Here is a 21,491-nt window from a genome sequence, read left to right as displayed (position 1 = left end):
GGTCACACCTCGTAGGGCTGGACGACGATGAAGTTGCCGGGCGCGCCGCGGAACTGGAGGTTCACGGTCTCGCCGCTGTGGCCGGGGTAGACGCTTCTGCGCAGCCGCACCTGGCTGGAGACGATCACCTGGGAACCCGCGGACCAGGCGACGATCGCGTTGCTGTCGGCGTAGGTGGTCGGGGTGACCGGGAGGACCACGGGGGTGCCGTGGGTCTTGACGATCACGGTGCCGGTGCCCTGGAACTGCATGGTGAACAGGGCGCCGCCGGGGATGCCGTGGCCCTCGATCCTGCGCACCTCGTACTGGAGCCCCTCGTCGAAGGCGAGCACGTTCTCCGCGGAGACGCAGATCGCGTCGCCCTGGAGCTCGACGGGGTGCAGGTAGGCGGCGTTCTCGGCGAAGAAGACCTGGCCGCCGCCGGTGCAGCGCATGAGCTGCATCTCCTGGCCGGTCATGTTGCCGACGACGCGGCCCCTGAAGCCCGCGCCCTTGTAGGCGAAGTCGACCTTGCCCTGGTAGAGCACCATGGCGCCCTGACGGGCCAGCACCGGCTGTCCGGTGCCCTGGCCGAGGTCGGCGCGCATCATCTTCGGGTTCTGCTGCGTCCAGCGCTGACCGGTGGGCTGCTCGCGGTACTTCTGCATGGAGACGGTGAGGCCCGCGCCCAGGGTGGGCGTCGGCGGTATGGCGTATCCGCTCTGGCCGCCCATCGGGGGTCCGGGCGGGCCGGGTCGGCCGAACTGGGCCGGCGGCCCGGGCTGCTGCGGGAAGGGCGGCGGAGCGGCCTGCCCGGGGAAGGGGGGCGGCGGCGCGGGCGGCGGGACCTGGCCGAAGGGCGGCGCCTGGGCGGGCGGAGTGCTCAACGGCCCGACCATGGTGGGCGCCTGGTGGATCGAGAGGCCGCCGGCTCCGGGCAGCGGCGGAGGGGTGGGGGCGGCCGGCGGGGTGGGGCCGACCGGCGGCGCGCCGAACGCGGGTGCCGGCGGTGGGACTTGGACCGGGGGCGGCGGCGCGGGGGCGGGCACGGCGGCCGGCGCCGGGAGCGGCGGCGGGGTGCCCGCGGCGGGCCCTGGCGGCGGCGCGAAACCGGGTGCGGGGGCCGCCGCGCCGGCGGGCGGGGCGAACCCCGGGGCGCCCTGCGGCTGTTGGGCGGCCGGCTCCTCCTCGGCGACCTCGCCGCCGAAGTTCCGCAGCAGCGCGTCGAGTCCCCCGTCGAAGCCCTGCCCGACCGCGGCGAAGCGCCACACGTCCTTGAGGTAGACGTCGGCGAGCATCACGGCGCGCTCGGTGCTGAACTCCGCACCGGTGAAGGCGTACCGCGCCACCTCCTCGCCGCCCGCGACCAGCCGGATGTAGCCGGGCGAGATCTGCGACATCTGCCCGTCGCCGTCGATGGTGGCGGTGAAGGACAGCTTCCGCACCGCGTCCGGAATCCGGTCGAGGGTGACCCGGAAGGACTCGGTGTCGCCGGCCTGCGCGCCGAGGAGCTGGATCGACTCCTCGGGCGACTTCGGCTGGTTGAAGAACACGAAGTACCGGTCGTCCGAGAGCTGTTCGGCGGCGTCGAGCCCGAAGCAACTGATGTCGAACGTGAGGCCGGGAGCAGTGATCTGCACGCCGACATAGAGATCCCTGCCGGCGGTCAGATCAGTGATCTTGGCCTTGTGGCCACGTTGGAACTCCCTGGCCATGCGCGACCTTCCCCCATTCCGCTTGTCGTCCGGCTCGTCGCGCCGCTTCGTACGCGCCCGTCGTCCATGTGCGTTGCGTCAGGCTAACGGCTCGCATCGGAACCGGCCATCACCAGCTTGTACCGGTAAGGCGCCGGGCTTGTCCCGACGGGGTGCCGAGGTGACGGGGTGACGGGGGTGCGCGCGGCCGCGGGGCCGGGGCCGGTCAGTCCTCGCGCGGAGCGGGCGCGTGCGGCAGGCGGTCGACGGCGACGACGCCTTCCAGGAACCCGCGGGCGCGCTCGGTGCGCGGGTAGCTCTCCAGCAGCTTCCAGAACTGCGGGCCGTGACCTGGCACCAGCAGATGCGCGAGTTCGTGCAGCAGCACGTAGTCGATGACGTACTCGGGCATGCCCTGAAGGCGGTGGGACAGCCGGATGCTGCCTTCGGCCGGGGTGCACGACCCCCACCGGGAGTTCTGGTTGGTGACCCAGCGTACGGTGTCGGGTACGGCCCGGGCGTTCAGATACTGCTCGGAAAGACGCTCGGCGCGGGCGGCCAGTTCGTCGTCACCGGGCATCCGGCGGCTCTCCTGAGCGGCGAGCTTCTCCAGCATCACCGTCACCCAGCGCTGCTCCTCGGCCGCGGACATCCGAGCCGGCAGGAGAACGATCGTACGGTCGCCGTCCCGATAGGCGGACACCGTACGGCGGCGACGGGCACTGCGGCGTACCTCCACCGGGCCTGTCATGCCTGGGCCACCCGCTCCGCCCGGCTCGCCCGCCCGGGTGCCGCGGGCGGGCTGGTCTGCGATGTCATGGGCGGGATCGGCGGACACATCTCGACGTTACCCGCTGTACGTGGGGGAAGTCCCGCCCCCGGGCCGGTTGCCGCGGGAATCACCTCGCTTTGTACGCATCTTGAACGACTATCCCTCACAGCCTGTGGATAACTTCTCCGGCCTGGTGAGTTTTTCGGGCATGGTGGAGATATCAGTCACTGAGAGTGATTGGGAGATTCGGTGGCGGTATGTCCGAGCGGGCTTTGGCGCGGGCGCGGTGGCGCGCCCGGGGTGTGCTCGGACGCGCCCGGCAGGCGAGGAGGGCCGAGCCATGCGGTTGATGTTGAAGAGCGCGCTGCGCAGGAGCTGGCGGGACCGGGAGTGCGTGCAGTTCGGGGTGGACCCGGAGCGGGCGGTGGTGCTGGAGCCGGTGGACGGACCGTCGGCCGGGTTCCTGTCGCTGCTGGACGGCACGCGGAGCGCGGACGTGCTGGCCCGAGAGGCGGAGGCGCTGGGCCTGGGGCCCGACCGGGTCCGGCACCTGCTGGGCCTGCTGGCGGAGGGCGGCGTGCTGGACGACGCCTCGGCGCACTCCGACCTGTCCGGGGCACTGCGGCACCGCACGGACATGCTGGACCGGCTGCGCCCGGACCTCGCGGCCTTGTCGGTGGTGCACCCCGGCCCGGGCGCGGGCGCGCTGCGGATACGGCACCGGCGCGCGTCGCGGGTGCGGGTGCTGGGGGCCGGCCGGGTGGGCGCCGCGGTGGCGTCCGTGCTGTCGGCCGCAGGGGTGGGGGCGGTGGACGTCGTCGACGTGGGGCGGGTCGAGCCGTGGGACATCGGCCCGGCGGGCTTCCCCGCCGAGCAGGTGGGTGAGCGGCGCGATGCCGCGGGAAGGGGTGCGGTCCGCCGCGCCGCGCCCGGGGTGACCCGCGGGCACGGCCGAGCCGGACCGGGTGGCGCCTCGCGGGCTCCGGGAGCGATCGGCGCAAGCGGTGCCGGGGCGGCGGGCGGCGGCGCGCTCACCGTGGTCGCCCCTCGGGACGGACTGCTCGCCTACGCACCCGACGCGGCCCAGGCGCGCCGCCTGGTGGCTTCGGGAGTGCCACACCTCTACGCGGGAGTGCTGGAGGGCACCGGCCTGGTCGGGCCGCTGGTGCTGCCCGGGCGGAGCGGCTGCGGGGAGTGCCAGCTGCTGGCGCTGGCCGACCGCGATCCGGCCCTGCCCCGGGTGCTGGCCCAGTTGAGCTCCGGACGCCCGTCCGCGGTCCCGGCCTGCGACATCGCGCTGGCCACGGCGGTGGCGGGGTTGGCGGCGGCGCATGTGCTGGCCCACCTGGACGGGCGGGTGCCGCCGAGCGCGGGCGCCCGGGTGGAGGTGTCCCTGTCCCGCCTGTCCACCCGGGTGCGGGCGCTGACCGCGGACGGCCGCTGCGGGTGCGGGGCGGCGGCGCGGCGGCGGACCGTCGGCGCGCCGGGGGCGCGAGGAGCGATCACCGCCGACGCGCCGACGGCGAGCGTCGGAGGTGGTGCCGCCGTGAGTCGGGAGACCGGAAGCGGGGGCGGCGGCACCCAGAGCGCCGGAAGCGGGGGCGGCACCGCGGAAACCCACCGTGCCGAGGTCCACGCGGCCGGGCCCGCCGCACCCGCCGGGGCGTGGACGGGGACCGGCGTACGGCCACGGCTCGGGGCAGGGACCGGCCCGGGGACACGGGCGACGGCGGGGCGCGCATGCGGGACCGCTGCCGCGGGTGGGGAGGGCCCCGGCAGCGGGGCCGCGGGGTCCCGGGAGCGCTCGCCACAGGCGATAAGTCGAGATCGTCACGGCCGGGCGGCGGCGGAGGGAGGCACAATGGCCATGTGACCGACGGGAAATGAGGGGGCGCATGTCTGATCTTCCGCGCAAGGCGGTGACTCGCACCGCGAAGCTGGCCGCGCTTCCTCTGGGCTTCGCCGGGCGGGCCACGCTCGGGCTGGGCAAGCGGCTGGGCGGCCGGCCGGCCGACGAGGTCGCCACCGAGTTGCAGGAGCGCACCGCCGAACAGCTCTTCAAGGTGCTCGGGGAGCTGAAGGGCGGCGCGATGAAGTTCGGGCAGGCCCTGTCGGTGTTCGAGTCGGCACTTCCGGAGGACGTCGCCGGACCGTACCGCGCGGCGCTCACCAAGCTCCAGGAGGCCGCTCCGCCGATGCCGGCCCGCACCGTGCACCGGGTGCTGTCCGAGCAGCTCGGCAAGGACTGGCGCTCGATGTTCACGTCGTTCGAGGACATCCCGGCCGCGGCCGCGTCGATCGGGCAGGTGCACCGGGCTGTGTGGAGTGACGGCCGCAAGGTCGCGGTGAAGGTCCAGTATCCAGGGGCCGGGGACGCGCTGCTGTCCGACCTGTCGCAACTGGGCCGGGTGGCGCGGCTGTTCGGCCCGCTGGTGCCGGGAATGGACGTGAAGCCGCTGCTCGCGGAGTTGCGGGCCCGGGTCGCGGAGGAGCTGGACTACGAACTGGAGGCCGCGGCCCAGCACGCACACGCGGAGGAGTTCGCCGGGGACCCCGATGTCGAGGTACCGGATGTGGTGCACCAGGCGGACCAGGTGCTGGTCACCGAGTGGATGGACGGGGTGCCGCTGTCGGAGGTGATCTCGGGCGGAAGCCGGGAGATGCGGGACCGGGCCGGACAGTTGCTGGCGCACTTCCTGTTCGCCGGCCCGGCCAGGACCGGGCTGCTGCACGCCGATCCGCACCCGGGCAACTTCCGCCTGCTCGTCGACGACGGCCCGGCGGAGGGCTGGCGGCTGGGGGTGCTGGACTTCGGCACGGTGGACCGGCTGCCGGAGGGCCTGCCGCTGCCGATCGGCACCGCGCTGCGGCTGGCGCTGGCCGACGACGCGGAGGAGGTGTACCGCATGCTGCGCGCGGAGGGCTTCGTCAAGCCGACGATCACCCTCGACGCGGAAGCGGTACTGGACTATCTGCGGCCGATCATCGAGCCGGCCGGGCGGGAGGAGTTCCGGTTCGACCGGGCGTGGATGCGGGCGCAGGCGGCCCGGATCGCCGATCCTCGGTCGCCGGCGCACCAGTTGGGCAAGCAGTTGAACCTGCCGCCGTCGTATCTGCTGATCCACCGGGTGACGTTGAGCACGGTCGGGGTGCTGTGCCAGCTCGGCGCCGAGGTGCGGCTGCGTGCGGAGTTGCAGCAGTGGCTGCCGGGGTTCGACCCGGAGGGCACCGCGGCGTCGGCGTGAGCTACCACCAGGCGGAGTCGAGGCGCCCCTCGATGCTGCGCAGGTGTTCGCGGGCGCAGGTGTCGCAGAAGTAGACGCGGCGCCCGTTCTCGACGGAGCAGGTCCAGGTCAGCGGAAGGCCCTCGGCAGTGGCGCCGCAGCGACCGCAGGCCGTCCCGGACGTGCGCGGTGTGCTGGACGGTGTGCCCGTCGTCGTGGCCTGAGAGGGTTTCTGATCCACTGGGTGACGATACCTCCGCGGAAGCCGGTTTTGTCGCGATAACGCACTGCGGGACCGGTCCTGGTCGGACCGGTCCCGCGGGATCGTACGTGGTCAGCGTTGCTTCGAGGTTTCCGGTGTGCCGTTACGGCATCCCGGTCACGTCGCGAGGGCTGTCGCGTGCGCCGGCTACTGCATGACCGCCATGGCCAGCGCGCGCCGGGCGCGCATCGAGGCGCGTTCGGCACGGCGCTGGAGCCGGCGGGCGGTGAGCAGGCGCTGCGACCTACGTTGCTGTTCGGCCTCGCGCAGTCGCTGTTGCATATGGGCACGAGCCAGGGCTTCTGGCATGAGTTGCATCTCGAGGTTCCTGTTCTGGGTCGACGCGAAGGCGTCGGAAGTACGTGCGAGCTGATCGGTGCGGGAAGTCGTCATCGGGGCCTGATTCTTGGAGTTGCGGTGCTTCGGGTCATGCGTCAAGGGCCGGTCGATCGTGCCGGGCCGGGTGCGGAACATGGCGCGAGTGCTCATGCCGCGACGGCGTTCTTACGCGGACGGCCACGCGGCCGCTTGCGGGGAACCACGACGCCCTGGATGAACAGCTCGCCGCCCCAGACACCCCAGGGCTCGCGGCGGTCCTTGGCGCCGGCGAGGCACGCCTCGCGGACCGGACAGGTCTGGCAGAGGGACTTGGCGTACTCCACGTCCGCCGGCGACTCCGCGAAGAAGACCTCGGGGTCGTAGGTGCGGCAGGGGACGGGCACGCCGAGTCGCTCGATCTCGTCGTCGAGCTCGGTGAGGGGCAGCAAGGTGTTCTCCGGAGGGTCTGCGCTGGGGTCCCCGACGGCAGTGCCGAGGGGAGGGTGGTCGGTGAGGTCGCCGGTGGGCGTCCCGGTCAGGTCGGGCTGAAGTCCGGACGTGTCGTGCGGGGCGGAATGCACGGTGTTCGTTCCTCGTCTGTCGGTCCGGCCGGTGGGCCGGTCTTCGGTTGTGTCTGTCTGCGTAGACAGCGATCTCCGGGTGGAGAAAACAGAAGGGCCGCGGTTCCCGGTGTGGGATTCCGCGGCCCTGAGGGTGCCGACCTGACTCGATGTCAGGTTGGATCACTCCAGGGTTCAGGCCCGCGGAAGGCCCACATACCGTGCTGCGTCTTCTTTTGCTGCTGTCCGATCACCAGTCCGGCGGCGATGGCGCCCTTGACACCATTGGCACCGCCCTTGGCAGCCTTCGCGCTCGTCGCGCCGGCGCCGGCAGCCGCAGAGGTAAAGGCATAGGCGGTCGCCTGTGCCTTCGCCGCCGCTACCGCGGGCGCCCCGGTCGGTCGCTCACTGTGCTCACGCACCGGCAGGACCGGCAGCAGAGCAGAGGCGAGGGACCGGCGGCTGCCATGCAGCGAGACCACGGAGACGTCGAGCGAGCAGGCGGCTGCCATGACCGGACGATCGGTCATTTTGGTGATGGTGATGTTGCTGCTCACTGTGCTCGCCTCCTCTCGGCGTCTCGTAAGGGCAGTGGACCGGACTTGCCTAGTACATCACAGTCTTGGCGGCTCTTGGAAGACCCGTTCTCGACCGTGCTCACGCAGGCTATGAGGACTCCCGCGCGATGCGCAAACTATTTTTCGGCTTCTTCCGAAGAAGATTCCGCGCCCTCCTGCGAGTTGGCCGGAAGGGCCTCTTCCGGTACTTCGTCCGGAGCGTCGTATTCCGCGCTGTCCTGGGCTTCGTCGGCTTCGTCCAGGGGAACTCCGGTGCACAGCGCCAGCACGTCGGCGCCGAACTTGTCGAGTTTGCGGGCGCCCACGCCGGGGATCGCGGAGAGCCCCTGCTCGTCGGACGGCCTGACCTCGGCGATGGCCAGCAGCGTCTTGTCGGTGAAGACGCAGTAGGCGGGCTGGCCGAGCGCCTTGGCCTGTTCCATCCGCCAGCCGCGCAACCGGTCGTACAGCGCCTCGTCGAGGTCGGAGGGGCAGTCCTCGCAGCGCATCAGCTTGATCTCGCCGGCTTCGGACAGGGTGCGCCCGCACACCCGGCACAGCACCGGGCCGCGGCGCCTGCTGCGGCCGCCCGAGCCGCGCTCGGCGCCGCCCTGGCCGCCGGCACCGCCCCGGGCGCCGCGCGGCGCGGACCCCGGCCGCAGTCCGTCCATGAAGCGGGAGGGCCGCCGACCGCCGCGCCCGCCGGGTGAGCGCGACAGCGCCCACGACAGCGAGAGGTGCAGACGGGCGCGGGTCACCCCGACGTAGAGCAGCCGGCGCTCCTCCTCGATCTGCTCGTCGGTCTTGGCGTGGGTGATCGGCAAGGTGCCCTCGGTCAGGCCGACGAGGAACACCGCGTCCCACTCCAGGCCCTTCGCGGCGTGCAGCGAGGCGAGGGTGACGCCCTCCACCGTGGGGGCGTGCTGGGCGTTGGCCCGCTCGTCAAGCTCCGTGACGAAGTCGGACAGCTCCGCGGCGGGCCGGGCCGCGGTGAAGTCCTCCGACAGCCGCACCAGCGCCGCCAGCGACTCCCAGCGGTCGCGCACCGCGCCGGAGCCCGCGGGCGGCTCCGAGGCCCAGCCGCGCGAGCTGAGCACCGCCCGCACCTGCTGCGGGATGGTCTCCCGCTCCTCGCCCGGGTCGGCGGCCGCGCGCGCCGCGCCGCGCAGCAGCATGCCCGCCTCGCGCACCTCGGGGCGCTCGAAGAACCGCTCGGCGCCGCGCAGCTGGTAGGGCACCCCGGCGTCGGCGAGGGCCTGTTCGTACACCTCGGACTGGGCGTTGATCCGGTAGAGCACGGCGATCTCGCTGGGGCGCACCCCGGAGTCGATCAGGTCCTTGATCCGGCGGGCGGCGCCCTCGGCCTCGGCCGGCTCGTCCGGATACTCCGTGTAGACCGGGTCGGGGCCCGGCTCGCGCTGCGAGATCAGTTCGAGCCGGTGGGCGGCGGCGTGGCCGCGGGCCTGGCCGAGCAGGCCGTTGGCCAGGCCGACGACCTGGGGGGTGGAGCGGTAGTCCCGGACGAGCTTGACCACGGTGGCGTCCGGGTGGCGGGTGCGGAAGCCGAGCAGGAAGTCCGGGGTGGCGCCGGTGAACGAGTAGATCGTCTGCGAGGCGTCGCCGACCACGCACAGATTCCCCCGGCCGCCGAGCCACAGCTCCAGCAGGCGTTGCTGGAGCGGGCTGACGTCCTGGTACTCGTCCACCACGAAGTGCTGGTACTGCGAGCGGACGGTGTCCGCCACGTCCGGCCGGTCCTGGAGGACGCCGACGGTCAGCAGCAGCACGTCCTCGAAGTCGATCAGGCCGCGGTCGCGCTTCAACTGCTCGTACGTCGCGTAGATCCGCGCGACCTCGGCCGGGTCGCGCGGCACGTCGCGCGAGGTCTTGGCGGCGACGGCCGGATACTCCTCCGGCACCGTCTGGGTGACCTTGCACCACTCGATCTCGCCGGTCACGTCCCGCAGCTCGCTGCGGTCCAGCCTGATCCGGGAGCGGGCGCCCGCCTCCGCGACGAGCTGCACCTTGCGGTCCATGATGCGCGGCATCTCGCCGCCGATCGCCCGCGGCCAGAAGTACTGCAACTGCCGCAGGGCGGCGGAGTGGAACGTCCGCGCCTGCACCCCGCCCGCGCCCAGCTGCCGCAGCCGCCCGCGCATCTCCCCCGCCGCGCGCGCGGTGAACGTCACCGCGAGCACCGTCGAGGGCTGGAGGATGCCCGACCGCACTCCGTACGCGATCCGGTGGGTGATCGCACGGGTCTTGCCGGTGCCGGCACCGGCCAGCACGCACACCGGGCCGTGCAGTGCCGTGGCGACGGCGCGCTGCTCGGGGTCGAGTCCGTCGAGCACCGCGTCCGCGGAGTCGGGCATCGCGGGGAAGAGCGAGTCGTGGGTTGTCGCAGTCACACCGCCACTGTGCCAGGTTCCGGCGACACCCCGGCGAAGTTATCCACAGGCTTGCCCGTCCGGTGTACGGTCCGCGGCGCGGCGGCGGCATCGAAGCGGCGCCGGAGCAGCGCCGGAGCAGGGGCCGTAGCGGGGCCGTAGCGGGACCGGAGGGGGCGGAATGCACGCGGCGCCCCGGACGTTCCGAGGAATGACTACACCTCGTCCGGCGTTGCCGGATGGAGGACCCCGAGGACCCCTGGACGAGGAGCGGATCACCACATGTCCGGCACCGTGACCATGTACAGCACTTCCTGGTGCGGCTACTGCCGCCGGCTCAAGAGCCAGCTCGACCGGGAGGGCATCGCCTACACCGAGATCAACATCGAGCAGGACCCGGAGTCGGCGAAGTTCGTGGAGGAGGCCAACGGCGGCAACCAGACGGTGCCGACCGTTCTGGTCGTGGCGCCCAGCGGCAAGAAGTCCACGATGACCAACCCCAGCCTCGCCCAGGTCTCCCAGGCGCTCAGCGCCTGACGTACGGCACGCCCCCAGGCGCCCCGCCGCGCCCGGGGGCGCCTGACCGCCTGCTCCCAGGAGACCGCCCGGGACCCTCCGTGGCCGCCCCGCGCCGGTGCTACCTTCGGGATCATGGACGACGCCGCCGGGTTCCAGGACATACCGCCGACCACGCTCGCCGACCTCCTCGGCCGGGAGCAGGTCATGGACATCGGCATCCGGCCGCTGTGGCCGTCGATGCCGCGAGTGGCCGGTCCGGCCTTCACCGTGCGGTGCCCGGCCGGTGACAACCTCATGCTGCACGCCGCCATCCACCGCGCCCCGGCCGGCTCCGTCATCGTCGTCGAGGCCGGAGACGTGGACTACGCGGTCGCCGGCGGCAACGTCTGCGCGGTCGCCCAGCGGAACGGGATCGCGGCCTTCGTGATCGACGGCGTGATCCGCGACCTCGGCGAGATCCGCGACATGCGCTTCCCCGTCTTCGCGCGCGGCGTGCTCCCCATCCCGGGCGGCAAGGCCGCCGTCGAGCCCCTCAACGCCCAGGTCACCTGCGGCGGTGTCCAGGTGAACGCCGGCGACATCGTGGTGGCCGACGAGGAGGGCGTCGTGGTCGCACCCCGGGACCGGGGTGCCCGTCTGCTCGCCGACGCCCGCGCGAAGCTGGCGAAGGAGTCCGCCGAGACCCTCGACATGTGGGAGGCGGCGCACCGCTCCCGCATCGACCAGATCCTCGCCGCCCAGGGCTACCAGGACTGACCCGGCCGCACCCACCCCGGCCGTCCACCGCCCACCGTCAACCGGCCTCCCGCCGTACCCGGCCCGCACCGGCACCCGCGGGGCGCGGACGTGGGACGGTGGGGGAATGCGGGGAAGTCGGGAGGGCGTGGTGCGCGGCGTGGCCCGCACCGCGACAGGCGAGCCGCTCGGTTCCTTCTTCGTCGCCGTGACACCGGACGAGCCCAGGATGCTCCGCTTGGCGGCCCCCTTCACCAGCCCGACCGGCTTCTTCTCGCTGTCGCTGCCCGCGGGCGGGTACACGATCCGCGCCGGAGTGCCCCGCCACGACGGGCGCCCGGAGCAGGGCGGCGCGCGAGCCGACGTGGTGGCGGGCGAGGTCACGTACGTCGAGGTGGTGGGCGCCTCGGGCGAACCCGGGGGAACGGACCTCGCGCACCTGGCCCTGCTGAGGGAGTACGAAGGCGGGGCGCTGTCGGCGCGGGAGCGGACCCCCGCGGTCGAGGTGGTGGAGTACGACCCGCGGTGGCCGCGCCGGTTCGCCGCCGAGCGCGACCTGCTCGCGGACGCCCTGCCCGGCGCACGGGCGATCGAGCACGTGGGGTCGACCAGCGTGCCCGGGCTGTGCGCGAAGCCGACCATCGACGTGATGGCGGTTCTCGACGATCTGGCAGCAGTGGCCGCTCGGGTGGAGCCGCTGGCACGGATCGGGTACGAGTACCGCCCCGGGTCGTTCGCGGCCGACGAGGGGCACATGTTCCTCCGCAAGATGGCGGACGGAAAGCGGACGCACCACCTGCACGCCGTGGCCGCCGGCTCCCCGCTCGCCGACGGGTACCGCCTGTTCCGGGACTTCCTGATCGCGAACCCGGAGGCCGCGCGCCGGTACGGGGTGATCAAGCGGACCCTCGCCGCCCAGTTCGCGTACGAGCGGCAGGGATACGTCGAGGAGAAGGAGCGCCTGGTCACCGTGTTGATGGCCGGTGCGCGGGAGTGGCGGCGAACAGGTCACGCGTGGAGCCCCCGCTAGCCACGGACCTCCGTCGCTCTCCGGTACGGCGGCGGCACCACCCGCAGGCACGCGTCATCGGCACTCTCGGCAATTTAGACAGCCAACTGTGCAGTTGGCTGAAGAGAATGCTAGCCTGCAGAACATGGACGATCAGCGTGCGCCGGAGCGTGCACCGGAACCGGAGCGGGAGCCGTCGTCGGCGTCCGCCCCGGCGGCCCTCGCCGGTGAGCTGCGCGTCGTTCTCGGGCAGCTCACCCGCAGGCTCCGCGAGCAGGGACACGGCAGCGACCTCACCCGATCCCAGTCGTCGGTCCTGCTCAGGATCGAGCGCGACGGAGCGGCGACGGCGACCGTACTGGCGCGCGCCGAGGGCGTCCGCCCGCAGTCGATGGCGAAGATCGTCGGCGTCCTGGAGGACGCCGGGCTGATCAGCGGTTCGCCGGACCCGAGGGACGGCCGGAAGACCGTACTGAGCCTCACCGAGACCGCGCGCGAGAAGTTCCGTACCGGGCGGCTGGCGAAGGAGGACTGGCTGACGCAGGCGATCGGGGCCGGGTTCTCCGCCGAGGAGGTCGCGCGGCTCGCCTCCTGTACCGACCTGCTCCGACGGCTCGCCCAGTCGCCCTGACCCGTCCAACTCCCGCCTCCCCGGCACCGCTCGACCTCCGCCGTCCCGCTCCCGCCTCCCCGGCACCGCTCCGCCGCTCCACCTCCGCCGTCGGCCCCACCGCCGCTCCGGCGTGCCCTCACCCGGCTTGTCGGCACCTCACCACCCCGCCACTCCGAAGGACTTCGCATGCCCATCACCACCCTCGACCCGAAGACCGCGCTCATCGTCGTGGACCTCCAGGCCGGCATCGTCACCCTGCCGCTCGCGCACCCCGTCACCGGGATCGTCGACCGCTCGGCGGAGCTGCTGCGGGTGTTCCGCGACCGCGGCCTCCCCGTCGTCCTCGTCAACGTGGCGGGGGCACCGTCGGGCCGGACCGACCAGGGCCGCCCCGGCACCCGTTCGTTCCCCGAGGGCTGGACCGACCTCATCCCGGAACTGGACCGGCAGCCCGAGGACATCCTCGTGACCAAGCACGCGCGCAGCGCCTTCACCGGTACCGGCCTGGCCGACCGGCTGCGGGCACTCGACGTCACTCAGGTGGTCGTCACGGGCATCGCCACCGGCAGCGGAGTGGAGTCCACCGCCCGGGACGCGCACGAGCAGGGCTTCCATGTGACGCTGCCCGTCGACGCCATGACCGACCGGGACCTGTCCACGCACGAGCACAGCGTGGCGAACGTCTTCCCGCGCATCGCCGAGGTCGGCAGCACCCAGGATGTCCTGGACGTCCTCGCCAAGTGACGGTGTCCGGACCTCGGACCGAGGGCCGCGCCCAGGGCGGCGACCGGGGCGCGTTCCCCCGGCGCGCCCCCCCCGGCGCGCCCCCCGAGGCGCGGCCCTCGTCGCTTTAGTGCCTGACGGCAGGTCAAACCTTCCCCTAGCCTGAATCCATGCTGAGCGAACTGGTCTACCTGTCCGACGCGAAGTTACGGCAGTTCGTCCCGTTGGCCCGGCGCCGCTTCAGTGGCCGGCTCAAGATGGCGCTGAAGGTCTCCACGCCCCTGGTCGGCGTGGACGTGTCCCCCGCCGCCACGAGCGACGAGCGGGAGCGCCTCGACCATCTGCGGCGGGTGACCGAGCAGATCGAGAGCCACGCGCGCTGGTTCACCGATGCCGAGCACCGCCCGGGTCAGTGGATCTGGTTCGAGGCACCGCTCAACGACATGCTGCTGGACGACCCGTTCAGCCACATGGTGGTCTTCCTCGACCCCGCCGACCCGGTCGAGGGCTACGACCCGCTGGACGCCTCCGGCCGCAAGGTCCGCCTGCTGATGCACGGTTCCGCCGAGCACCTGCTGCTGCCGGCCCCGCCGCCACGGCAGGAGCCGCCGCCCGCCGCGAGGATCGTCACGGAGTACGCCACCGGCGGCACGGCATGGACGTCCGGCGCCGCCTCCCGCCCCCCTGCCTACAGCGAGGTCACCAGGAGCCGGGCGTGGTTCAGGCGCGAAGGCGGCCAGGCCCACGACACGCTCGACACCCTCGGCCACCAGGACCTGCCGGTCCTCCAGGCGGACTCCCCACCCACACAGCTGTCCAGGCTGGGCCACCTCCACCAGGGCACCGCCGAACTCGTCGACTGGCTCGACCGCCGCGCCTCCGCACCCACCGCCGCCTGGACGCGGGGATACGCGCGCGTCACCGCCGACCTCGCCTACCCGCCCGGCGACGGCGACACCGCCGCCGCCTTCAGCAGAGTGGTGATCGCCAGCCCGCTGTACGTGGAGTACGCGCACGACCTGCCGTAGCGCGCCGGCCAGTGGCCCGCCCGCCGACCCGCCAGGCTCACAGGACGCACACCCGCGGCTACCGCACCGCCGCGGCTCCCCCCTGCTTCGGCAGCGGCTTGCCGTACCACAGCTCGATCAGCCGGGCCGCGATCGAGATGCCGAACGGGGGCAGCACCTCGCCGGACTCGAAGGCGGCGCGCAGGTCCTCGCGGGAGAACCAGCGGGCCTCGTGGATCTCCTCGCCGTCGACGTGGATCTCGGAGGAGGTGGCCTGCGCCATGAACCCGAGCATGAGGCTGGACGGGAACGGCCAGGGCTGGCTGGCGACGTAGGAGACGTCGCCGACGGTGACGCCGGCCTCCTCGAAGACCTCGCGGCGCACCGACTGCTCGATGGACTCGCCGGGTTCCACGAAGCCCGCGAGGGTGGAGAAGCGGCCCTCGGGCCAGTGCACCTGGCGGCCGAGCAGGGCGCGGTCCTCGTCGTCGGTGACGAGCATGATCACGGCGGGGTCGGTGCGCGGGTAGTGCTCGGCGCCGCAGGCGGGGCAGCGGCGGATGTGGCCGGCGGCGGCGATGACGGTGCGCTCGCCGCACCGGGAGCAGAAGCGGTGCATGCGCTGCCAGTTCTCCAGCGCGACGGCGTGCACCATCAGCCCGGCCTCGATCGGGGCGAGCAGCCCGCCCACCTCGCGCAGTCCGGCCGGGCGGGCCGCCTCGTCCATCCGCCCGGGCAGGGTGTCCTTCTGCAGGGCGAAGTAGCGCACGCCCTCCTCGTCGATGCCGAGGAAGTAGCGGTGCTGCTCGGTCTCGGGGGCGTCGAACGCCGGGGTCATGACGAGTTCGGCGCCGCCGTCGGGGGTGTCCTCGACCAGCACCTGGCCGCCGGAGACGACGAAGACGCGGGTGGTGGGGTGGCTCCAGGCAGCCGCGAGCCATGCCTCGTCGAGCCGATGGTGGGCCGCGCGGTCCACCCCGGTGTAGGTGAGGCTCAGCGGCTTCGATGTCGCGTCGAGTTCGGTCAAGGCGTCTTCCCAACTCCCCTTTGCGGTGCCTGCGGTGCCTGCGATGCCTGCCGTACGAGCCGTACGAGCGGTGCCGGCCGTACGGGCGGTACGGGTTCCACGCGAGTGGGCGCGAGGTGCCCGTTGCGCCGTCGGCCCGCGCCGCTCACCGGCTGCTCGGCCACGGTTCGGCCGCCCAGTCCGCGGCGAGCTCCGTCCACAGGTGCGCCGCGGTCTCGACGCCCTTGAACAGCAGGTCGAGATCCACTTTCTCGTCCACGGAGTGCCAACCGTCGGACGGCACGGAAATTCCCAGGAACAGTACGGGAACACCCAGTACGTCCTGGAGGTCGGCGGCCGGCCCGGACCCGCCCTCGCGGGTGTACCTGATCTCCTGGCCGAAGGCGCGGCCCATCGCGCGGACCAGCGAGCGCAGCGCGGGGTGGTCCAGCGGGGTCAGGCACGGGCGGGTGCCGTCGCCCCAGAAGCGGATCTCGTGCCGGATGCCGTCGGGCAGCCGGGCCGCCACCCAGTCCGTGACCAGTTGCCGCACCCGGGCGGTGTCCTGCCCCGCGACCAGCCGGAAGGAGAACTTGATCTCCGCGGTGGACGGCACGATGGTCTTGCCGCCCGGGCCACCGTAACCGGCGTGGATGCCGTTGACCTCGGCGGTCGGCCGGGCCCAGATCCGCTCCAGGGTGGTGTGGCCGTGCTCGCCGAGCGCCGCGTGCGACTTGGCCGTACGCAGCCAGCCCGCCTCGTCGAACGGCAGCTCCGCCAGCAGCGCCCGCTCCCGGTCGGTGAGTTCCACCACACCGTCGTAGAAACCGGGGATCGACACCCGCCGGTCCTCGTCGTGCAGCGCGGCGACCAGCCGGGCCGCCTCCGTGGCGGGGTTGGGCACCGCGCCGCCGAACGAGCCCGAGTGGATGTCCTGGTCCGGCCCGTACAGATCGATCTGGCCGTCCACCAGGCCGCGCATGCCGGTGCACACCGTCGGGGTGTCCTCGGCCCACATGCCGGTGTCCGAGACGATCACGGTGTCGCAGGCGAGCCGGTCGGCGTGCTTCCTGATCAACGGCCCGAAGTGCGGCGACCCGGACTCCTCCTCGCCCTCGACCAGCAGTTTCAGGTTCACCGCCGGAGCGGTGCGGCCGGTCGCCGCCAGGTGCGCGCGCAGGCCCAGGGTGTGCAGGAAGACCTGGCCCTTGTCGTCCGCGGCGCCGCGTGCCCGCAGCCGCCCGTCCTGCTCGACCGGCTCGAACGGGTCGGTCGCCCAGCCGTCCTCGCGCGCGGCGGGCTGCACGTCGTGGTGCCCGTAGACGAGCACGGTGGGCGCGTCGGCCTCGCCGCTCGGCCACTCGGCGAAGACCGCCGGGCCACCGCCCTCGGTCTCCCACACCTCCGCCACCGGGAAGCCGGTGTCGGTCAGCGCCGCCGCGAGCCACTCGGCGCTGCGGCGTACGTCGGGGGCGTGGTCCGGGTTCGCGGAGACGGACGGGATACGGAGCCAGTCCCCCAGCGCGGCGAGGAACGCGGCGCTGTGTTCGGCGATGTACGGGGCCGGGTCGGCGGGGTGCGGGTGGACGGCGTTGTCCGGGGTCGTACGCATGGCTTTCAGCGTACCGGCCGCGTCGTCGGCCCTGCTCCGCCGCCTGCCGCCGACCCCGCCGACGCACCCCGCCGACGCACCCCCGCGCCCCGCGCCCGCCCGCTGTCAGTGCGGTGGCTCCTCGGCCCGGTCCGGCGGATCGGGGCTGAGCAGCCGCTCCAGCGCGGCCCGGTCGGGCAGGTCCGGGGGCCGCAGCAGCGTGCCGGTGCGGATGTGCAGGAACGCCGCCCGCACCCGCTCCAGCGGCACGCCCTGCTGCTCGGCCCAGGCCAGCCGGTAGATCGCGAGCTGCAGCGGGTCCGCGGCGTCGGGCCGGTGCCCGGTCTTCCAGTCGACGATCTCGTACGTGTACGGGTCCGCGTCGTGGCCGGACGGCTCGGCGGAACCGGTGTCGGCGGCCACGGCATCCGCGCGCACGGCGTCCGTACGTTCCCGGTACACCGCGTCGATGCGGCCGCGGACGAGGCGGCCGGCGAGGGTGAGGGTGAAGGCGGCCTCGACGCGGTAAGGGGTGCGCTCGGCGTACGGGGTGCGCAGGAAGGCGTCCTTGAGGGCGGCGAGGTCCTGCTCGTCGGCGATGTCGTCGCCGGGTTCGATGCCGGGCAGGTCCTCCGGGGCGAAGAGCGGGCGGGCCTCGAAGCGGGACTCGACCCAGGCGTGGAAGCGGGTGCCGCGGCGGGCGGCGGGGGCCGGCGGGCGCGGCAGGGGGCGGGCCAGGTCGCGGGCGAGGCCGTCCGGGTCGGCGGCCAGCCGCATGAGCTGGGTGGCGGTGAGGGTGCGCGGGAGGGGGACGTCGTGGACGGTGGCGCGGGCGCGGCGCAGTTCGCCGGTGAGGGCGGTGAGGTCGCGGTCCCAGGCGGAGACGAGGCGGGAGTCGTCGGGAGGGAGCGGGGGATCGGCGGGGTGGGGGGCGCCGGTGGGGTCGGGGGTGGGGTGGCCTTTCCCCCGGGTGGGTTGCGGGGGGAGGGAGGGGCGGGGGGATGTGGCGCGGGTGGGTTGCGGGGGGAGGGGGGTGTCGGAGGCGTCCGGGCGGGTGGCGTCGATCTGGGCGCGGACGGTCTTCGCCGCATGGCGGCGCCGTTCGAAGGCGGCCGGGTCGAGGGGCAGCGGCCAGGGGGGTTCGGTGGCGGAGGCGAGGGCCGGGTTGTCGGCGTCCTCGGCCGGGGGCTCGGCCCACACCTCGATCTCGCCGTGCCCGGCCTCGCAGTGCGCGCGCAGGGCGTCGAGGAACGCGGACGGCCCGAACGGCTTGGACTGGGTCGGCCCCCACCAGTGCCCGGAGCCGAGCAGGAGGGAGCGCGGCCGGGTGAAGGTGACGTACCCGAGCCGCAGTTCCTCGATGCGCTGGTGCTCCTTCATCGCGGCGCGGAATCCGTCGAGCCCGGCCCGGGTCCACGCCTCCACGTCGGGGAGGGTGGCGGCGTCGCCGCGCAGACCGTGCGGCAGCACCTTCGCGTTGAGCGGCCACAGCTCCCGTCCGCGTTCGCTGGGAAAGCCCTTGGCGACCAGCCCGGGCACCACGACCACGTCCCACTCCAGCCCCTTGGCCTTGTGGGCGGTGAGCACCTTCACCGTGTCGTCGCCGCCGGGCAGCGAACTGTCGAGGCCCTTCTCGTACTGCGCCGCTGTGTGCAGGAACCCGAGGAAGGCCAGCAGCGTCGCCTCCCCGTCCAGCCCGGCGAAGGACGCGGCCACGTCGAGGAACGCGTTGAGGGTCTCCTGGCGGCGGGCGGCCAGCGCGTGCGGGGACGCGGCCAGCTCCACTTCGAGCCCGGTGACGGCCAGCACCCGGTGCAGCACGTCCATCAGCGGGTCGGCGAGCGCCCGGCGCAACTCCCTTATCTCGGCGGCCAGCCGCGCGAACCGCACCCGCGCCTCGGCGGAGAACGGCAGCTCGTCGCCGGGTTCGGCGTCGAGGAACGTCTCCAGCGCGTCGGTCAGCGACACCACCTCGGCCGGATCGACCCCTTCCACGGCCGCCGCGAGCCGGTCCGGCCCCTCGCCGTCCGCACCGGCGCCGGGCCCGGGACCGTACCGCACCAGCAGCCGGGCCCGGCGGCCGAGGAGCGCCAGGTCGCGCGGGCCGATCCGCCAGCGCGGTCCGGTCAGCAGCCGTACCAGGGCCGCGTTGGCGGTCGGGTCGTGCAGCACCTCGCAGGTGGCGACGAGATCGGCCACCTCGGGCAGGTGCAGCAGCCCCGACAGCCCGACCACCTCGACCGGCACGTCCCTGGCCACCAGCGCCGCGTGGATGTCGGCGAAGTGCGCGGCCGTACGGCACAGCACCGCGATCTCGCCGGGCGGGGTGCCGGTGCGCACCAGGTGGGCGACGGAGTCGGCGAGCCACGTCGTCTCCTCGGCCTGCGTGGGCAGCAGCGCGCAGCGTACGACGCCGTCGCGCTCGGCGCCGGGGGCCGGGCGCAGCGCCTCCACGCCTTCGTGCCGGGCGCGCAGTTCGACGGCGAGGGTGTTGGCGAGGTCCAGCAGCCGGCCGCCGGAGCGGCGGTTCTCGCTGAGCGAGTAGCGGTCGGCGGGCCGCCCGTCGGCGTACGGGAAGTGCCGGGGGAAGTCGTCGAGGTTCGCCACGGACGCGCCGCGCCAGCCGTAGATCGCCTGGCAGGGGTCGCCGACCGCGGTCACCGGATGCCCGGTGCCGCCCCCGAACAGCCCGGCGAGCAGCAGCCGCTGCGCCACCGACGTGTCCTGGTACTCGTCCAGCAGCACCACCCGGTACTGGTCCCGCAGCAGCGCGCCGACCTCCGGGCGGCCCTGCGCCAGCTCGGCGGACAGCGCGATCTGGTCGCCGAAGTCCAGCAGGTCGCGGCCCTTCTTCTCCTGCCGGTAGGCGGCGGCCAGTTCGGCCAGGTCGCGGCGGGCGGCGGTGGCGTGCGCCACCTCCTTCACCCAGGCGTAGCCGCGCGTGCCCGGGTCCAGCTCGCCGAGCCGCGCGGCGAGCCGCGTGTCGTGGGCGCGCAGCCGCTCGGCGGGCACCAGGTGCTCCGACAGCTCGCCGGACAGCGCGAGCAGGTCGCCGATGAGCGTGGGCAGCCCCTTGGTCAGCGCCGGGTACGGGCCGGGCGCGGCCCGCAGCACCTTCGCCGCCAGCTGGAAGCGGGTGGCGTCGGCGAGCAGGCGCGCGGTCGGCTCCAGCCCGATCCGCATGCCGTGGTCCTTCAGCAACTGCCCGGCGAACGCGTGGTACGTCGAGATCTGCGGGTCCCCCGGCACCTGGTCCGGGTCCAGGGCCGGGTCGGGCGGGCCGTCCGCCTCGCCCGGGGTGATGCCCGCCCGCACCAGCGCCCGCCGCACCCGCTCGGAGAGCTCCGCGGCCGCCTTGTTGGTGAAGGTCAGCCCCAGCACCTGGTCCGGCGCGACCTGTCCGGTGCCGACCAGCCACACCACCCGCGCGGCCATCACCGTGGTCTTCCCCGAGCCCGCCCCGGCCACGATCACCCCGGGAGCGGGCGGCGCGGTGATGCACGCCATCTGCTCGGGGGTGAACGGGATACCCAGCAGCTCCTTGAGCTGATCAGGGTGGTGGAGAGGGTTTGCCACCCAGCGAGGCTATCCGGCCGGGCCGACACGCTTCACCGGCCGGCCCGTCCGTTCGGGGGCAGGTCAGACCGAGTCAGACCGACAGGTGCGGAGCGTCGCTGCCCACCGAGGAGAGGTCGACGGTGTCCTTGGCCGGCGGCGCGGATATCCGCGGCGCCTTGCCGAAGTCGCTGAAGCGGAGGCTGCCCCCGCCGTCGGTGCTGACCAGGCCGAGGATGTACGGCGTGCCGTCGGCGGCGACGTACACCGTGTTGGTGGTGCCGTCGTCGTCGCGCTCGTGGAGCGGGACCACGGCCCGGCCGTAGTGGCTGGCCGGGGCGTCCTTGCCGGTCACCTCGTCGCCCTCCTCGACCGAGGCGAGCAGGGAGTCCAGCTTGCAGAACTGGTCGAGGTCGTCCGCCTCCTGCTCCTGCGCGGGCAGCCTGACCCACTTCCCGGCGAAGGCCCGGGCCAGTACGTCGCCGTGGCTGTCGTCCTGGTCCTCCCAGTAGGAGGCGTCGGCCTTCAGGTAGTACGCGTCGTGGATGCCGATGACCTGGACCGGGTCCTCCCCGTCGTTCTCGAGGGAGGCCGCGCACTTTCCGGAGGCGGTGAGCGCGGCGGTGATGTGCGCGTCACCCTCGTCGTCGGAGAGGACGACATCGACGGTCACGGCCGTCACGGAGTCCATCGCCTCCTCGGCCTTCGAGAAGATCCGGTCGGCGCTCTCCCCCGCGAACGCCCCGGTCTCGGCGGTGGTGGCCGCCGGTACGACGATCGGCGCGCCGCCCGCGTCCGTGTCCCCGCCGCAGCCGGTCAGCACCGCCACGGCCACCGCGGTGCCGAGCACCGCCGCGCAGAAGTTACGTGTGGCCGCCACGGCCGCCCCCTTGCATCCCCCCAGGGGCCCGCGCTGGTGGCGGCGGGCACCCGGAATCCCCTTGCTCCGTACACAGACCATAGCGTCCGGCTGCGACAGC

At 73.6% G+C, this 21,491-nt stretch carries 18 protein-coding genes and 1 pseudogene; 8 read left to right on the top strand and 11 right to left on the bottom strand.

Annotated elements, in window-relative coordinates; translation table 11 throughout:
• Positions 1–2: 2 nt before the first annotated feature.
• Both ACIPAE_RS00590 and ACIPAE_RS00585 read right to left on the bottom strand, forming a co-directional pair.
• Complete coding sequence (locus ACIPAE_RS00590) at positions 3–1,694, bottom strand: TerD family protein (protein WP_402441980.1); 1,692 nt, start codon at positions 1,692–1,694, stop codon at positions 3–5.
• 205 nt (positions 1,695–1,899) lie between these two features.
• Entirely contained in the window at positions 1,900–2,511 is a 612-nt protein-coding gene (locus ACIPAE_RS00585; RefSeq protein WP_328469012.1) for a M48 family metallopeptidase, read from the bottom strand.
• 274 nt (positions 2,512–2,785) lie between these two features.
• On the opposite strand from ACIPAE_RS00585, the pseudogene ACIPAE_RS00580 reads away from it, so the two are divergent.
• A pseudogene (locus tag ACIPAE_RS00580) lies at positions 2,786–3,910 on the top strand (ThiF family adenylyltransferase); the annotation flags it as partial.
• Between the two features lie 430 nt (positions 3,911–4,340).
• Entirely contained in the window at positions 4,341–5,690 is a 1,350-nt protein-coding gene (locus ACIPAE_RS00575) for an AarF/ABC1/UbiB kinase family protein (protein ID WP_329365026.1), read from the top strand.
• 1 nt (position 5,691) lies between these two features.
• On the opposite strand, the gene ACIPAE_RS00570 is transcribed toward ACIPAE_RS00575, so the two are convergent.
• The 5 genes from ACIPAE_RS00570 to ACIPAE_RS00550 form a co-directional block, all read right to left on the bottom strand.
• Positions 5,692–5,910, bottom strand: a complete 219-nt coding sequence (locus ACIPAE_RS00570; protein ID WP_329365027.1) for a hypothetical protein — start codon at positions 5,908–5,910, stop codon at positions 5,692–5,694.
• A 168-nt stretch (positions 5,911–6,078) separates the two neighbouring features.
• Complete coding sequence (locus ACIPAE_RS00565; RefSeq protein WP_329365029.1) at positions 6,079–6,420, bottom strand: hypothetical protein; 342 nt, start codon at positions 6,418–6,420, stop codon at positions 6,079–6,081.
• Positions 6,417–6,788 (bottom strand): WhiB family transcriptional regulator, encoded by a 372-nt coding sequence (locus tag ACIPAE_RS00560; protein WP_402442625.1) that lies wholly within the window; start codon positions 6,786–6,788, stop codon positions 6,417–6,419. The genes ACIPAE_RS00565 and ACIPAE_RS00560 overlap by 4 nt, the downstream gene beginning before the upstream one ends.
• 194 nt (positions 6,789–6,982) lie before the next feature.
• The gene (locus tag ACIPAE_RS00555; protein ID WP_402441977.1) at positions 6,983–7,366 is read right to left on the bottom strand and encodes a hypothetical protein; all 384 of its coding nucleotides are present in this window, start codon (positions 7,364–7,366) and stop codon (positions 6,983–6,985) included.
• Positions 7,367–7,503: 137 nt separating this feature from the next.
• Positions 7,504–9,738: an ATP-dependent DNA helicase UvrD2 gene (locus ACIPAE_RS00550; RefSeq protein WP_329373938.1), complete on the bottom strand. Its 2,235-nt coding sequence runs from the start codon at positions 9,736–9,738 to the stop codon at positions 7,504–7,506.
• A 297-nt stretch (positions 9,739–10,035) separates the two neighbouring features.
• Between ACIPAE_RS00550 and ACIPAE_RS00545 the strand changes: the two genes are divergently transcribed.
• The 6 genes from ACIPAE_RS00545 (at position 10,036) to ACIPAE_RS00520 (ending at position 14,380) form a co-directional block, all read left to right on the top strand.
• A complete protein-coding gene (locus tag ACIPAE_RS00545) occupies positions 10,036–10,290 on the top strand; it encodes a mycoredoxin (protein WP_329365030.1) in 255 nt (84 codons plus the stop codon).
• Positions 10,291–10,404: 114 nt separating this feature from the next.
• Complete coding sequence (locus ACIPAE_RS00540) at positions 10,405–11,028, top strand: RraA family protein (protein ID WP_329365032.1); 624 nt, start codon at positions 10,405–10,407, stop codon at positions 11,026–11,028.
• 106 nt (positions 11,029–11,134) lie between these two features.
• Complete coding sequence (locus tag ACIPAE_RS00535) at positions 11,135–12,037, top strand: GrpB family protein (RefSeq protein ID WP_402441974.1); 903 nt, start codon at positions 11,135–11,137, stop codon at positions 12,035–12,037.
• 124 nt (positions 12,038–12,161) lie between these two features.
• Positions 12,162–12,647: a MarR family winged helix-turn-helix transcriptional regulator gene (locus ACIPAE_RS00530; protein ID WP_402441972.1), complete on the top strand. Its 486-nt coding sequence runs from the start codon at positions 12,162–12,164 to the stop codon at positions 12,645–12,647.
• Between the two features lie 168 nt (positions 12,648–12,815).
• Positions 12,816–13,373 carry an isochorismatase family cysteine hydrolase gene (locus tag ACIPAE_RS00525; protein ID WP_402441971.1) on the top strand — a complete coding sequence of 186 codons (558 nt, stop codon included), beginning with the start codon at positions 12,816–12,818 and terminating at the stop codon, positions 13,371–13,373.
• 149 nt (positions 13,374–13,522) lie between these two features.
• Positions 13,523–14,380, top strand: a complete 858-nt coding sequence (locus ACIPAE_RS00520; RefSeq protein WP_402441969.1) for an SAVMC3_10250 family protein — start codon at positions 13,523–13,525, stop codon at positions 14,378–14,380.
• Positions 14,381–14,438: 58 nt separating this feature from the next.
• Here the strand turns inward: ACIPAE_RS00520 and nudC are convergent, their stop codons facing one another.
• The 4 genes from nudC to ACIPAE_RS00500 all read right to left on the bottom strand — a co-directional run bounded on the left by nudC (position 14,439) and on the right by ACIPAE_RS00500 (position 21,391).
• A complete protein-coding gene (gene nudC / locus ACIPAE_RS00515) occupies positions 14,439–15,386 on the bottom strand; it encodes an NAD(+) diphosphatase (RefSeq protein WP_329365042.1) in 948 nt (315 codons plus the stop codon).
• 145 nt (positions 15,387–15,531) lie between these two features.
• Positions 15,532–16,977: a M20/M25/M40 family metallo-hydrolase gene (locus tag ACIPAE_RS00510; RefSeq protein ID WP_329365044.1), complete on the bottom strand. Its 1,446-nt coding sequence runs from the start codon at positions 16,975–16,977 to the stop codon at positions 15,532–15,534.
• A 105-nt stretch (positions 16,978–17,082) separates the two neighbouring features.
• Positions 17,083–20,532 carry a UvrD-helicase domain-containing protein gene (locus tag ACIPAE_RS00505; protein ID WP_402441966.1) on the bottom strand — a complete coding sequence of 1,150 codons (3,450 nt, stop codon included), beginning with the start codon at positions 20,530–20,532 and terminating at the stop codon, positions 17,083–17,085.
• Between the two features lie 73 nt (positions 20,533–20,605).
• Positions 20,606–21,391, bottom strand: a complete 786-nt coding sequence (locus ACIPAE_RS00500; RefSeq protein WP_402441964.1) for a hypothetical protein — start codon at positions 21,389–21,391, stop codon at positions 20,606–20,608.
• Between the last annotated feature and the right edge of the window lie 100 nt (positions 21,392–21,491).

The sequence above is a fragment of the Streptomyces sp. NPDC087270 genome, assembly GCF_044744625.1.
Classification (GTDB): Bacteria; Actinomycetota; Actinomycetes; order Streptomycetales; family Streptomycetaceae; genus Actinacidiphila.
This window is presented reverse-complemented; position numbering and strand designations above follow the sequence as displayed.